The following is a 13710-nucleotide window of genomic DNA, read 5'->3' as shown; positions in this document are numbered from 1 at the left end:
CGCAAGGCGGGTAAACGGAACGCCTGCTAACCCTTTTAATCGGCATGTTTATGGAAGGAGTATTCTTATGGCTTACAAACACATACTGATCGCGGTGGACCTATCCCCGGAAAGCAAGATCCTGGTAGAAAAAGCCGTCTCGATGGCGCGGCCGTACAACGCTAAAGTTTCTCTGATCCACGTCGATGTCAACTATTCCGACCTCTATACCGGCCTGATCGACGTCAATCTCGGCGACATGCAAAAACGCATCTCTGAGGAAACCCATCAGGCGCTGACCGAGCTGTCGCAAAACGCCGGCTACCCGATCACCGAGACCCTGAGCGGCAGCGGCGATCTGGCGCAGGTATTGGTCGATGCCATCAAGAAATATGACATGGATCTGGTACTGTGCGGCCACCACCAGGATTTCTGGAGCAAGCTGATGTCTTCCGCTCGCCAGCTGATCAATACCGTGCACATCGATATGCTGATCGTGCCGCTGCGCGATGAAGAAGACGAATAAAGTAAGCACTTGCTAACTTAACTGCCCAACGCCCGCGCCCTGCGGGCGTTTTTCATGCCGCCACGCCGATTAATCGCTTGATAATCAACCGCCCTCCGATGATATAGTCGCTAAAGACACAACATCCTCCCCCGGGCATCGCCTATACCCATATCTATAAGAAATAGCGGGGGAAAACTTAATGCTAAAAGGAGTTATCCATGGAATATGCCGTATCGGTAGAGTCTTTCCTGTCCTCGTTACAGCGCCATAACCCCCACCAGCCGGAATATCTGCAGGCGGTGCGCGAAGTCTTCACCTCGCTGTGGCCGTTTATCGAACGCAACCCGCGCTACCGCGAACAGGCTCTGCTGGAGCGCCTGGTGGAGCCCGAGCGCGTCATTCAGTTCCGCGTCAGCTGGGTGGACGATCGCGGCCAGGTGCAGGTCAACCGCGCCTTCCGCGTGCAGTTCAACTCGGCCATCGGCCCCTACAAAGGTGGCATGCGCTTCCATCCGTCGGTAAACCTGTCGATCCTGAAGTTCCTCGGTTTTGAGCAGACCTTCAAGAACGCGTTGACCACCCTGCCGATGGGCGGCGGCAAAGGCGGCTCCGATTTCGATCCCAAGGGCAAAAGCCAGGGCGAGATCATGCGCTTCTGCCAGGCGCTGATGACCGAGCTGTATCGCCACCTGGGGCCGGACACCGACGTGCCGGCCGGCGACATCGGCGTCGGCGGCCGTGAAGTCGGCTTTATGGCCGGCATGATGAAGAAACTGTCCAACAACACCGCCTGCGTGTTTACCGGCAAGGGTCTCTCCTTCGGCGGCAGCCTGATCCGCCCCGAGGCGACCGGCTACGGCCTCGTGTACTTCACCGACGCCATGCTGCAGCGCCACGGCCTGGGCTTTGAAGGCATGCGGGTGGCGGTGTCCGGCTCCGGCAACGTGGCGCAGTACACCATCGAGAAAGCGCTGGAGCTGGACGCGCGCGTGATCACCGTGTCGGATTCCGGCGGCACCCTGGTGGACGAGGACGGCTTCACCACCGAGAAGCTGGCGCACCTGGCGGAGATCAAAAACCAACGCTACGGCCGGGTGGCGGACTATGCCCGCGAACGCGGCCTGACCTATCTGGCCGGCCAGCAGCCGTGGAACGTGCCGGTGGATATCGCCCTGCCGTGCGCCACGCAGAACGAACTGGATCTCGAGGCGGCGCAGACGCTGATCCGCAACGGGGTGAAGGCGGTAGCGGAAGGCGCCAACATGCCGACCACCATCCAGGCCACCGACGCCTTCCTCGACGCCGGCGTGCTGTTCGCGCCGGGCAAGGCGGCCAACGCCGGCGGCGTGGCCACCTCGGGGCTGGAGATGGCGCAAAACGCCGCGCGCATCGGCTGGCGGGCAGAGAAAGTGGATGTACGTTTACAACATATCATGGCCGATATTCACCACGCCTGCGTGGAATACGGCGGCGAAGGCAAGCAAACCCACTACGTGCACGGCGCAAATATCGCCGGTTTCGTCAAGGTCGCGGACGCCATGCTGGCGCAGGGCGTGCTGTAATCCGCCTTAAAGGTGATCTTGTTCACACATCGATTAAATGCTTCAATGCCGGCCTCTGCGCCGGCATTTTTTTATGCTTTCTCGCCATCCAAATGATACCAATTGGTTAAATAAAAGTTAATGCATGGTTATTTATTGCTTCTTAATCGGTAGTAAATTTACCACCACCAAATAACTAAACATTTATTTAACACTAAATACGCCATTATTTTACTTAACTGTGCGCAGATCACATTTCGTTAACTTCAGCTACGCCCCCTCTTCCATTCCTTTGTAATCTGCAGCGGTGGAAAAACCGCCACCCCTACAGATAAAAAAAGGTACAGCTAATGAAATTTAACCTCGCATTATTAAATGCATGTGTGGTTTCTGCGTGCATGTTATCGACAACACCTGTGTTCGCCGCTGATAAATATGAGATTGCCGTGGTCGCCAAAGTAACCGGCATTCCGTGGTTCAACCGCATGGAAGTGGGCGTCAACGAAGCGGCGAAAAAACTCGACGTCAACGCCTACCAGACCGGCCCTTCTACCCCGGATCCGGCCGCGCAGGTCAAGGTGATTGAGGATCTGATCGCCAAGAACGTCAACGCCATCATCGTGGTGCCGAACGACGCCAAGGTGCTGGAGCCGGTGCTGAAAAAAGCGCGCGACAAAGGCATCGTGGTGCTGACCCATGAATCCCCGGACCAGCAGATCGGCCAGTGGGACATCGAGACCATCGACAGCGAGAAATACGCGCAGGCCAACGTCGATGAGCTGGCGAAAGACATGGGCGGCAAAGGCGGCTACGCGATCTACGTCGGCTCGCTGACCGTGCCGTTGCACAACGCCTGGGCCGATTCCGCCATCAAATACCAGAAAGAAAAATACCCGGACATGTTTGAAGTCACCTCGCGCCTGCCGGTGGCGGAAAGCATCGACAAATCCTACGCCACCACGCTGGATCTGATGAAAACCTATCCGCAGATGAAGGGCATCATCGGCTTCGGCTCGCTCGGCCCGATCGGCGCCGGCCAGGCGGTGGCCAAGAAACGCGCCAAGGACAAAATCGCGGTGGTGGGCATCGCCATGCCGGCGCAGGCCGCCCCTTACCTGATGCGCGGCGACATCAAAAAAGCGCTGCTGTGGGATCCGAAAGACGCCGGCTATGCGCTGGTGACGGTGGCCGACCAGCTGCTGCAGGGCAAGGAAGTGAACAAGGATCTGGCGATCGAGGGCCTCGGCAAGGCCGACGTCGACATGGAACACAAAGTGATTCGGTTTAATAAGATTTTGGAAGTCACCAAAGACAACGCCCAATCGCTTGGATTCTGATTTTTCGCGTAATTTCGCCACACCGGGAAAGTAGTTAAACCCTCGTAGGGGCGCAGCTTGCTGCGCCCAGGGCTTCGGCCGCTACGCAAGCACAGGTTAACGTTATGACAGCCTCCCCCGCATTTATCACCCTGGAGAATATCAGCAAGCGATTCCCAGGCGTGCTGGCATTAGACCAGATCAACCTGACGCTCAATATTGGCGAAGTGCACTGCCTGGCCGGGCAAAACGGCTGCGGCAAAAGCACCATCATTAAAATCATCTCCGGCGTCTATCAGCCGGAAAAAGGCGCCAACATTTCGCTGGAAGGCAAACTCTTCCACGCCCTGACGCCGCAGCTGTCCGGTTATTACGGCATACAGGTGATCTACCAGGACCTGTCGCTGTTCCCTAACCTGACGGTGGCGGAGAACATCGCCATCCACCGTTACCTGCCCGGCGGCCATTTCTGGGTGCGCAAGCGGGTGATGCGCCAGACGGCGCTCGACGCCATGGCGCGGGTCGGCGTACGCATCGATCCCGATAAAAAGGTGGAAAAACTGTCGATCGCCGATCGGCAACTGGTGGCGATTTGCCGCGCCATCGCCGCCGAGGCGCGGTTGGTTATCATGGACGAACCGACCGCCTCGCTGACCCGCCAGGAGGTCGACGGCCTGCTGCGGGTGGTCAACGAGCTGAAGGCGGCCGGCATCTGCGTGGTATTCGTCAGCCACAGATTGGATGAAGTGATGGAAGTCGCCGATCGCATCAGCGTGATGCGCGACGGCAAGCTGGTGGGCACCTGGCCGGCCAGCGAACTGGACAGCCATGAACTGGCGTTCCTGATGACCGGCCAACGCTTCCACTACAGCCCGCTGCCGCCGCTGCCGCCGGCCGAACAGGCGCCGCTGCTCGAAGTGCGCAACCTCAGCCGCGGCGAGAAATACCGCAACGTCAATCTGGCGCTGCGCGGTGGCGAGATCGTCTCGATCGTCGGCCTGCTCGGCGCCGGCCGCACCGAACTGTGCCTCAGCCTGTTCGGCATGACGCGGCCGGACAGCGGCGAGATCCGCATCGAGGGCCAGGCGGTGCAGCTGCACAACAACCGCGAAGCGGTGCGCCACGGCATCGGCTATGTGTCGGAGGATCGTCTGACGCAGGGGTTGATCATGGAGCAATCGATCTACGACAACACCATCGTCACCGTCTTCGATCGGCTGCATACCTCGCTCGGGCTGCTGGATCACGCCAAAGCGACCGAGCTGGTCAACCGGCTGATCCGCGATCTGAACATCAAGGTGTCCGACAGCGCGCTGCCGGTGAAAACCCTGTCCGGCGGCAACGCCCAGCGCATCGCCATCGCCAAGTGGGTGGCGACCCAGCCGAAGATCCTGATCCTCGACTCGCCCACCGTCGGCGTGGACATCGCCAACAAAGAGGGGATCTACCAGATCGCCCGCGATCTGGCGCAGCTGGGCATGGCGGTGCTGATGATCTGCGACGAGATCCCGGAAGCCTATTACAACAGCCATCGGGTGATGGTGATGCGCAAGGGCGAGCTGATCGCCGAGTTTGCGCCGCACCAGAGTACCGAGCAACAGATCGCCGAGGTGGTGAATGGATAAGTCATTATTGGCCCGCCTGGCCGGGCGGCACGAGTTTTATCTCGGCCTGTTGGTGCTGCTGCTGGCGATCGGCCTGAGCGCCGGCACCGACGAGTTTCTGACGCTCGGCAACCTGACCGACGTCGCCACCAGCTACGCCATTCTCGGCATCCTGGCCTGCGGGCTGTTCGTGGTGCTGATCGCCGGCGGCATCGACATTTCGTTCCCGGCGGTCACCGCCATTGCCCAGTATGTGATGGCCAGCTGGGTGATCCAGCACGGCGGCAGCTTCCCGCTGGCGTTCGCCCTGGCGATTGGCGTTGGCCTGCTGCTCGGGCTGGTGAACGGCTTTCTGGTGTACTGGCTGAAAGTGCCGGCAATCATCATCACCATCGCCACCCTCAACCTGTTCTACGGCCTGCTGGTGTACGCCACCAACGGTACCTGGCTGTACGGCTTCCCGGACTGGTTCATGAACGGCATCAACTGGTTCTCGTTCCAGGGTGCCGACGGTTACGACTACGGCCTGACGCTGCCGCTGCTGTGCCTGCTGGCGACCATCGTCGTCACCGGCGTGCTGATGAACCGCACCCGGCTGGGGCGCCAGATCTACGCCATGGGCGGCAACCGCGACGCGGCGTCGCGCCTGGGGTTGAACCTGCTGCGGCTGCATTTTTGCGTCTACGGCTACATGGGCATTCTGGCCGGCGTCGCGGCGGTGGTGCAGGCGCAGATCACCCAGTCGGTGGCCCCCAACTCGCTGCTCGGCTTCGAGCTGACGGTATTGGCGGCGGTGGTGTTGGGCGGCACCAGCATGAGCGGCGGCCGCGGCTCGTTGACCGGTACCCTGCTCGGCGTGGTGCTGCTGGCCTTCCTGCAAAACGGGCTGACGCTGCTCAGCGTCTCGGCCTATTGGCACCAGGTATTCAGCGGCGCGATCATTTTGATCAGCATCAGCACCACCGCCTGGAACGAAAAACGCAAGCTGCTCAAGGAGATCTGACATGACGCAGTTAACTCGGTTGATCCCAAACGATCGGATCATTCGCCTGCAGGGCGCGATCATCATCGCGGTGGCGCTGCTGTTCGCCGGGCTGCTCGGATCGCGCTTCTTCAGCCTCGGCAACTTCCAGTCGATCGCCTCGCAGCTGCCGATCCTCGGCCTGCTGGCGCTCGGCATGGGCATCACCATGCTGACCGGCGGCATCAACCTGTCGATTATCGCCGGTGCCAACGCCTGTTCGCTGGTGATGGCGGCGATCATCGTCAGCCACCCTGACCAGCCGCTGTTCCTGGCGCTGGCGCTGGTGGCCGGCCTGCTGGTGGCGGTGGCGATCGGCGCGCTCAACGGCGCGCTGGTGGCCTGGATCGGCGTCTCGCCCATCCTCGCCTCGCTCGGCACCATGACCCTGATCACCGGCCTGAACATCCTGCTGTCCAACGGCGCGGTGATCTCCGGCTTCCCGGCGGCGATTCAATTTCTCGGCAACGGCGCCGTGCTCGGCGTGCCGGTGGCACTGATCCTGTTCCTGCTGGTGGCGGCCGGGCTGTGGCTGCTGCTGGAGCACACCACGCTGGGCCGCAGCCTGTACCTGATCGGCTCCAACGAGCAGGCCACCCGCTTCAGCGGCGTGAACACCGCGCGGGTGCAGGTAGCGGTGTATATCCTGTCGGCGCTGCTCGGCTGGGGCGCCGCCCTGCTGATGATGGCCAAGTTCAACTCGGCCAAGGCCGGCTACGGCGAATCTTATCTGCTGGTGACCATTCTGGCCTCGGTGCTGGGCGGCATTAACCCGGACGGCGGCTTCGGCCGCATTCTGGGGCTGGTGCTGGCGCTGATCGTGCTGCAAATGTTGGAAAGCGGCCTCAATTTGCTGGGGGTCAGCAGCTACCTGACCATGGCCCTGTGGGGCGGCGTGCTGATCCTGTTTATCGCGTTACAGAATCGAAAAGCTTAGGAGAAAACAGATAATGGCGAGCTATTTTATTGGCGTAGACGTGGGCACCGGAAGCGCGCGCGCGGGCGTATTCGATCTCAATGGCCGCATGGTCGGCCAGGCCAGCCGGGCCATCGATCTGTACCGGCCGAAGGCGGATTTCGTCGAGCAGTCGTCGGATAACATCTGGCAGGCGGTGTGCAATGCGGTGCGCGACGCGGTCAACCAGGCCGACATCAACCCGATCCAGGTCAAGGGGTTGGGCTTCGACGCCACCTGTTCGCTGGTGGTGCTGGATAAAGAGGGCAAGCCGCTGACCGTCAGCCCCTCCGGCCGCACCGAACAGAACATCATCGTGTGGATGGATCACCGGGCGATCGCCCAGGCCGAGCGCATCAACGCCACCAAACACCGGGTGCTGGACTTCGTCGGCGGCATTATCTCGCCGGAGATGCAGACGCCGAAACTGCTGTGGCTGAAACAGCACATGCCCACCACCTGGGCCAACGCCGGCTACCTGTTCGATCTGCCGGACTTCCTCACCTGGCGCGCCACCCAGGACGCCACCCGCTCGCTGTGTTCGACGGTCTGCAAGTGGACCTATCTCGGCCACGAACAGCGCTGGGACAAGAGCTACTTCCAGCAGATCGGGCTGGAAGACGTGCTGGAACATGACGCGGCCAAGATCGGCAGCGACGTCAAAATGATGGGCGAGCCGCTGGGCCACGGCCTGACCCAGCGCGCCGCCGGCGAGATGGGGCTGATCGCCGGCACGGCGGTGAGCGTGTCGATCATCGACGCCCATGCCGGCACCCTCGGCACGCTGGGCGCCACCGGCGTCTCCGGCGAGGTGGCCGACTTCAACCGCCGCGTCGCGCTGATCGGCGGCACCTCCACCGGCCATATGGCGATGTCGCGCACCGCGCGCTTTATCGGCGGCGTCTGGGGGCCGTATTACTCGGCGATCCTGCCGGAATACTGGCTGAACGAAGGCGGCCAGTCCGCCACCGGCGCGCTGATCGACCACGTCATCCAGTCGCACCCGTGCTACCCGGAGCTGCTGGCGCAGGCGAAAACTCAGGGGCAGACCATCTATGAGGTGTTGAACGCCATTCTGCGCCGCATGGCCGGCGAGCCGGAGAATATCGCCTTCCTGACGCAGGACATTCATATGCTGCCATACTTCCACGGCAACCGCTCGCCGCGCGCCAACCCGACGCTGACCGGCATCCTGACCGGGCTGAAGCTGTCGCGCACGCCGGAGGACATGGCGCTGCACTACCTGGCCACCATTCAGGCCATCGCGCTCGGCACCCGCCACATCATCGAAACCATGAACCACAGCGGCTACAGCATCGACACCATTATGGCCAGCGGCGGCGGCACCAAGAACCCGATCTTCGTGCAGGAGCACGCCAACGCCACCGGCTGCGCCATGCTGCTGCCGGAGGAGAGCGAAGCGATGCTGCTCGGCGGCGCGATGATGGGCACCGTGGCGGCGGGCGTGTTCGACACCCTGCCGGAGGCGATGAGCGCCATGAGCCGCATCGGCAAGACGGTCACGCCGCAGACCAACCAGATAAAAAGCTACTACGACCGCAAATACCGGGTATTCCACGAGCTGTACAACGACCACATGAAATACCGCCGGTTGATGCAGGAGGAGGCGTGATGCAGCAGGAATGGCGGCAGGCGGTGCAGGGTTGGCAAACCTACAGTCAGGAGCTGGCGCAGCTGGGCGAGCGCCTCGACGCGCGCACCTGGCAGCGGCTGTTGACGCTGCTGGCCGACTGCCGCGGTAAAATCGCCGTCACCGGCGTCGGCACCTCGGGGATTGCGGCGCGCAAGATAGCCCACATGCTGGCCTGCGTGGAACGGCCGGCGGTCTACCTCGACGCCACCGGCGCGGCGCACGGCGATCTGGGTTTTCTGCGCGCCGACGATCTGCTGATCCTGATCTCGCGCGGCGGCAATTCCGACGAGCTGACCCGCCTGCTGCCGACGCTGCAGGCCAAGGGCGTGACGCTGATCGCGGTGACGGAAAACCCGCATTCCGCCATCGCACAGGCGGCGCAGTTGACGATCGCCACCGGGGTGCAAAAGGAGATAGATCCGCTGAACATGCTGGCCACCACCTCAATTGTGCTGGTGCTGGCGATCTTCGACGCCGCCTGCGCCTGCCTGATGGCGCGCAGCGGTTACGACAAGGACGCCTTGCTGGCGGTGCATCCGGGCGGCGGCGTGGGGAAAAGCTTGCGGGAGGAAAACTGAGGGCCCGACACGGCGGGCCCGGCAGACATTACAGCGGCATGTAGATATCGAAACGGTGGCTTTTGGTCAGCGTGGCGGCGTGCGCCGGCACGTCGGCCAGCGGCGGCGCGTAGTCCGGGCGCTTCACCACCACGCGCTTGGTCGCCAGGCGGCGCGCCGGTTCCAGCAGGCCGTCGGCGTCATCGTCGCTGCCCACCAGCGATTGGAACACCCGCATCTCTTTCTTCACCAGCGCGCTTTTTTGCTTGTGCGGGAACATCGGATCGAGATACACCACTTCGGGGCGCGGGCTGAGATCCGCCAGCGCCGTCAGGCTGGAGGCGTGCAGCAGCGTCAGGCGCTCGCGCAGCCACGGGCCGATTTCCGCATCCTGATAGCCGCGCTGCAGGCCGTCGTCCAGCAACGCCGCCACCACCGGATTGCGCTCCAGCATCCGCACCCGACAGCCCAGCGCCGCCAGCACGAAGGCGTCGCGCCCCAGCCCGGCGGTAGCGTCCACCACGTCCGGCAGATAGCTGCCCTTGATGCCGACCGCTTTGGCCACCGCCTCGCCGCGGCCGCCGCCGAAGCGGCGCCGGTGCGCCATGGTGCCGGTGACGAAATCGACGTAGATTCCGCCGAGCTTCGGCTCGTCGCGCTTGCGCAGCTCCAGCCGCTGCGGGGTCAGTACCAGCGCCATCGGCGCGTCGTCGTCGGACGTCAGCCGCCAGCGCTGCGCCAAAACAGACAAGGCGCCGGGATCGGCGCCTGCTTCACACAATAAACACACGCTCACGTGTCGGGTTATCCTTTAATGCCGTAATGGCGCAGCATAGCATCCAGCTGCGGCTCGCGGCCACGGAAGCGTTTGAACAGCGCCATCGGCTCTTCCGAACCGCCGCGCGACAGGATGTTGTCGAGGAAGGATTTGCCGGTTTCGGCGTTGAAAATCCCCTCTTCTTCGAAGCGCGAGTAGGCGTCGGCCGACAGCACTTCCGCCCACAGGTAGCTGTAGTAACCCGCCGCATAGCCGCCGGCGAAGATGTGGCTGAAGGCGTGCGGGAAGCGGCCCCAGCTCGGCGAAGGCACCACCGCCACCATTTTCTTCACTTCCGCCAGCGTCGGCAGGATCTGCGCGCCTTTTTCCGGGCTGTATTCGAAGTGCATGCGGAAATCGAACAGGCCGAACTCCAGCTGGCGCAGGATGAAAAGCGCCGCCTGGTAATTCTTGGCCGCCAGCAGCTTGTCGAGCATGGCCTTCGGCAGCGGCTCGCCGCTCTGGTAGTGGCCCGAGATAAACGCCAGCGCTTCCGGCTCCCAGCACCAGTTTTCCATAAACTGGCTCGGCAGTTCGACCGCATCCCACGGCACCCCGTTGATGCCGGAGACGCCGGCGGTATCGATCTGCGTCAGCATGTGGTGCAGACCGTGGCCAAACTCGTGGAACAGCGTGGTCACTTCGTTATGGGTGAACAGCGCCGGCTGGTCGCCCAGCGGGCGGTTGAAATTGCAGGTCAGGTAAGCGACCGGCTTTTGCAGCGTGCCGTCGGCCTTGCGCAGGCTGCCGACGCAGTCGTCCATCCAGGCGCCGCCGCGTTTGTTTTCGCGGGCGTACAGATCGAGGTAGAAGCTGCCGCGCAGCTCGCCGTCGGCGGCGAACAGATCGAAGAAGCGCACGTCCGGATGCCAGGTCTCCACGTCTTTACGCTCTTTGGCGGTGATGCCGTAGATGCGTTTCACCACTTCGAACAGCCCTTCCACCACCCGCTGCTCCGGGAAGTACGGGCGCAGTTGCTCGTCGCTGATGGAGAACAGGTGCTGCTTCTGTTTTTCGCCGTAATAGGTGATGTCCCAGGCTTCGAGCTCGTCCACGCCATAGTGCTGTTTGGCGAAGGCGCGCAGCTGCGCCAGCTCTTGCTCGGCCTGCGGGCGGGCGCGCTTGGCCAGATCGCTCAGGAAGCCGATCACCTGCTCCGGGCTCTCCGCCATTTTGGTCGCCAGCGACTTGTCGGCGTAGGTGTCGAAGCCCAGCAGCTGAGCCAGCTCGTGGCGCAGCGCCAGCGTTTCCGCCATCACTTCGCTGTTGTCCCATTTGCCGGCGTTCGGCCCCTGATCGGAGGCGCGGGTGGCGAAGGCGCGGTACATCTCTTCGCGCAGCGCGCGGTTGTCGGCGTAGGTCAACACCGGCAGGTAGCTCGGCATGTCCAGCGTCAGCAGCCAACCGTCCTGCTCTTTGGCCTGCGCCATCGCCTGTGCCTGCGCCAGGGCGCTCTCCGGCAGGCCGCTCAGCTCGGCTTCGTCGGTAATCAGTTTGCTCCAGCCCATGGTGGCGTCGAGCACGTTGTTGCTGTAGGTGGAACCCAGTTCGGACAGGCGCGCGACGATCTCGCCGTAGCGCTGCTGTTTATCCGCCGACAGGCCGATGCCCGACAGTTCGAAATCGCGCAGCGCGTTGTCCACCGCCTTGCGCTGCGGCACGCTCAGCGCCTCAAACGCCGCGCCCTCTTTCAGGCTGCGGTAGGCCTGGTACAGCCCTTCGTGCTGGCCGACCCAGGTGCCGTACTCGGACAGCAGCGGCAGCGCCTGCTCATAGGCGGCGCGCAGCTCCGGGCTGTTTTTCACCGAGTTCAGGTGCCCGATCGGCGACCAGATGCGCGACAGCCGATCGTCCGACTCCGCCAGCGGCTGACACAGATTGTCCCAAGTGAACGGCCCCGGCTGCGCAACCACGCGCTCTACCGCGGCGCGGCAGTCCGCCAGCGCGGATTGCACCGCAGGCACGATATCTTCAGGGCGGATCGCCGAGAACGGCGGCAGGGAAAACGGGGTCAGCAACGGATTTGTCATAGGGCAGTCCTGATTAGCGTTGGGGCCCGCCGTGGGGCGAGCCTTAAAATGCGTATGAATCTCTAACATGGAGCCAGACAACAGGAAAATCAATGCCCGGCGTTGATCGTTGGTGCCTTAAACGGCGCTTTGGCGGATGCGGGCGGCCAGCGCCGCCAGCTGCTCGTCGTCGGCGCGCGCGGCGTCGTGGGAGGAGATATAGCCCTCGTAACGCGCGAAAAACTTCGGCGAGGTCGATTCGATCGGCCGCCACTGCTCCAGCGACGCGGTGCCGTGCAGCGGGATCAGTTTGGCGTGCACGTGGTCGACGCCGTAACCTTCGAACACCATGCCGCAGCGGCCGACGTCGTCGAACGCGCGATCCAGCTGCTTCGCCACCCGCTTGGTCGCCAGCATCAACGCGCTCAATACCTCGTCCGGCAGGTCAAAGGCGTAGCTCGGGTGGTGTGCCTTGGGGATCACCACGCTGAAGCCGTCGGTGTTGGGGAAGATGGACAGGAACGCCAGATGGTCGTCGTCTTCCCAGATTTTATGGCACGGCGCCTTGCCCGCCACGATGTCGCAAAAAATGCAGCTCATCCTTTCTCCTTGTGATTCACAGCGTTTCAACCCATTCGAACGCTTCGAACACCGGCCGCCAGAACGCCCGTTTGCTCATCGTCCTGTCCCTTTCTGTGAACGTCTGCGGCAACGGAGTCCGGTTTTTCCCGGCCAGACAGTTTATACTGTGCAGATTATAAGCCTTATTGCATTGAATGCTCCGCCTGCGGAGCACAAGGAACCGCCACCCGTCATGTTAAGTTATCGCCACAGTTTCCACGCCGGCAACCACGCCGACGTGCTCAAGCACACCGTTCAGAGCCTGATCATCGAGTCGCTGAAGGAAAAAGAGAAGCCGTTCCTGTATCTGGATACCCACTCGGGCGCGGGCCGTTATCAGCTCAGCGGCGAACACGCCGAGCGCACCGGCGAATACCTGGAAGGCATCGGCCTGCTGTGGCAGCGCGACGATCTGCCGGAAGAGCTGGCGGCCTACATGAGCGTGGTGCACAACTTCAACCGTTCCGGCACGCTGCGCTACTACCCCGGTTCGCCGCTGATCGCCCGCCAGCTGCTGCGCCCGCAGGACAAAATTCACCTGACCGAGCTGCACCCGAGCGACTACCCGCTGCTACGCAGCGAGTTCCAGAAAGACGAGCGCGCCAAAGTGCAGCGCGCCGACGGCTATCAGCAGCTGAAATCCCAGCTGCCGCCCCTGTCGCGCCGCGGCCTGATCCTGATGGACCCGCCGTATGAAATGAAGACCGATTACCAGGACGTGGTCAAAGGCATTCAGGAAGGCTACAAGCGTTTCGCCACCGGCACCTACGCGCTGTGGTACCCGGTGGTGATGCGCCAGCAGATCAAACGCATGCTGCGCGATCTGGAAGCCACCGGCATTCGCCGCATTCTGCAGATCGAACTGGCGGTGAAACCCGACAGCGATCAGCGCGGCATGACCGCCTCCGGCATGATCGTCATCAACCCGCCGTGGAAACTGGAACAGCAGATGAAAAACGTGCTGCCGTGGCTGCACAAGGTGCTGGTGCCGTCGGGCATCGGCCACCATCTGGTGAACTGGGTGGTACCGGAATAATCCCCGGCAGGGCGCGGTTCGCCGCGCCCTGCGTCCACCTATCGCAGCCATCGACGCAATCTTTGCGACAAACCCCGGTCAGGCGTTAAACT

12 protein-coding genes are annotated in these 13710 nt (G+C 62.6%); 9 read left to right on the top strand and 3 right to left on the bottom strand.

Annotation, left to right across the window (positions count from 1 at the left end):
• The first annotated feature begins 67 nt into the window (after positions 1-67).
• From uspA to ACJ8IM_RS18630, 8 genes are all read left to right on the top strand, one after another.
• The gene (gene uspA, locus ACJ8IM_RS18665; protein WP_004930988.1) at positions 68-505 is read left to right on the top strand and encodes a universal stress protein UspA; all 438 of its coding nucleotides are present in this window, start codon (positions 68-70) and stop codon (positions 503-505) included.
• Between the two features lie 200 nt (positions 506-705).
• Positions 706-2049, top strand: coding sequence for an NADP-specific glutamate dehydrogenase (gene gdhA / locus ACJ8IM_RS18660; RefSeq protein ID WP_033649380.1), 1344 nt, complete (start codon positions 706-708; stop codon positions 2047-2049).
• A gap of 329 nt (positions 2050-2378) precedes the next feature.
• Entirely contained in the window at positions 2379-3365 is a 987-nt protein-coding gene (locus tag ACJ8IM_RS18655) for an autoinducer 2 ABC transporter substrate-binding protein (protein WP_033649381.1), read from the top strand.
• A 104-nt stretch (positions 3366-3469) separates the two neighbouring features.
• A complete protein-coding gene (locus tag ACJ8IM_RS18650) occupies positions 3470-4969 on the top strand; it encodes a sugar ABC transporter ATP-binding protein (RefSeq protein ID WP_033654478.1) in 1500 nt (499 codons plus the stop codon).
• On the top strand, positions 4962-5951 hold the full coding sequence (locus ACJ8IM_RS18645; RefSeq protein ID WP_015379367.1) for an ABC transporter permease: 990 nt from the start codon (positions 4962-4964) through the stop codon (positions 5949-5951). Before ACJ8IM_RS18650 ends, ACJ8IM_RS18645 begins: the two co-directional genes overlap by 8 nt.
• 1 nt (position 5952) lies before the next feature.
• Positions 5953-6906 (top strand): ABC transporter permease, encoded by a 954-nt coding sequence (locus ACJ8IM_RS18640; protein WP_033649382.1) that lies wholly within the window; start codon positions 5953-5955, stop codon positions 6904-6906.
• Between the two features lie 13 nt (positions 6907-6919).
• Complete coding sequence (locus tag ACJ8IM_RS18635; protein WP_033649383.1) at positions 6920-8557, top strand: FGGY-family carbohydrate kinase; 1638 nt, start codon at positions 6920-6922, stop codon at positions 8555-8557.
• Complete coding sequence (locus ACJ8IM_RS18630; RefSeq protein ID WP_033654479.1) at positions 8557-9156, top strand: KpsF/GutQ family sugar-phosphate isomerase; 600 nt, start codon at positions 8557-8559, stop codon at positions 9154-9156. The genes ACJ8IM_RS18635 and ACJ8IM_RS18630 overlap by 1 nt, the downstream gene beginning before the upstream one ends.
• 28 nt (positions 9157-9184) lie before the next feature.
• Here the strand turns inward: ACJ8IM_RS18630 and rsmJ are convergent, their stop codons facing one another.
• The 3 genes from rsmJ to ACJ8IM_RS18615 form a co-directional block, all read right to left on the bottom strand.
• A complete protein-coding gene (gene rsmJ, locus ACJ8IM_RS18625) occupies positions 9185-9931 on the bottom strand; it encodes a 16S rRNA (guanine(1516)-N(2))-methyltransferase RsmJ (protein WP_033654480.1) in 747 nt (248 codons plus the stop codon).
• A gap of 8 nt (positions 9932-9939) precedes the next feature.
• Entirely contained in the window at positions 9940-11982 is a 2043-nt protein-coding gene (gene prlC, locus ACJ8IM_RS18620) for an oligopeptidase A (protein ID WP_033649387.1), read from the bottom strand.
• A 117-nt stretch (positions 11983-12099) separates the two neighbouring features.
• On the bottom strand, positions 12100-12561 hold the full coding sequence (locus ACJ8IM_RS18615; RefSeq protein WP_033654482.1) for an HIT family protein: 462 nt from the start codon (positions 12559-12561) through the stop codon (positions 12100-12102).
• Between the two features lie 214 nt (positions 12562-12775).
• Here ACJ8IM_RS18615 and ACJ8IM_RS18610 point away from each other — a divergent pair, with 214 nt between their 5' ends.
• Positions 12776-13618 carry a 23S rRNA (adenine(2030)-N(6))-methyltransferase RlmJ gene (locus ACJ8IM_RS18610; protein WP_004931012.1) on the top strand — a complete coding sequence of 281 codons (843 nt, stop codon included), beginning with the start codon at positions 12776-12778 and terminating at the stop codon, positions 13616-13618.
• Positions 13619-13710: the final 92 nt, after the last annotated feature.

This window comes from Serratia sp. CY33525 (assembly GCF_052169115.1).
Taxonomy (GTDB): domain Bacteria; phylum Pseudomonadota; class Gammaproteobacteria; order Enterobacterales; family Enterobacteriaceae; genus Serratia; species Serratia sarumanii.
The sequence above is the reverse complement of the archived record's forward strand: the minus strand, read 5'-3'. Positions and strand labels throughout refer to the sequence as shown.

Bases quoted from the DNA above. Each gene is read 5' to 3' on its own strand.
- uspA (WP_004930988.1), top strand. From the start codon at position 68: ATGGCTTACAAACACATACTGATCGCGGTGGACCTATCCCCGGAAAGC.
- gdhA (WP_033649380.1), top strand. From the start codon at position 706: ATGGAATATGCCGTATCGGTAGAGTCTTTCCTGTCCTCGTTACAGCGC.
- ACJ8IM_RS18655 (WP_033649381.1), top strand. From the start codon at position 2,379: ATGAAATTTAACCTCGCATTATTAAATGCATGTGTGGTTTCTGCGTGC.
- ACJ8IM_RS18650 (WP_033654478.1), top strand. From the start codon at position 3,470: ATGACAGCCTCCCCCGCATTTATCACCCTGGAGAATATCAGCAAGCGA.
- ACJ8IM_RS18645 (WP_015379367.1), top strand. From the start codon at position 4,962: ATGGATAAGTCATTATTGGCCCGCCTGGCCGGGCGGCACGAGTTTTAT.
- ACJ8IM_RS18640 (WP_033649382.1), top strand. From the start codon at position 5,953: ATGACGCAGTTAACTCGGTTGATCCCAAACGATCGGATCATTCGCCTG.
- ACJ8IM_RS18635 (WP_033649383.1), top strand. From the start codon at position 6,920: ATGGCGAGCTATTTTATTGGCGTAGACGTGGGCACCGGAAGCGCGCGC.
- ACJ8IM_RS18630 (WP_033654479.1), top strand. From the start codon at position 8,557: ATGCAGCAGGAATGGCGGCAGGCGGTGCAGGGTTGGCAAACCTACAGT.
- prlC (WP_033649387.1), bottom strand. From the start codon at position 11,982: ATGACAAATCCGTTGCTGACCCCGTTTTCCCTGCCGCCGTTCTCGGCG.
- ACJ8IM_RS18615 (WP_033654482.1), bottom strand. From the start codon at position 12,561: ATGAGCTGCATTTTTTGCGACATCGTGGCGGGCAAGGCGCCGTGCCAT.
- ACJ8IM_RS18610 (WP_004931012.1), top strand. From the start codon at position 12,776: ATGTTAAGTTATCGCCACAGTTTCCACGCCGGCAACCACGCCGACGTG.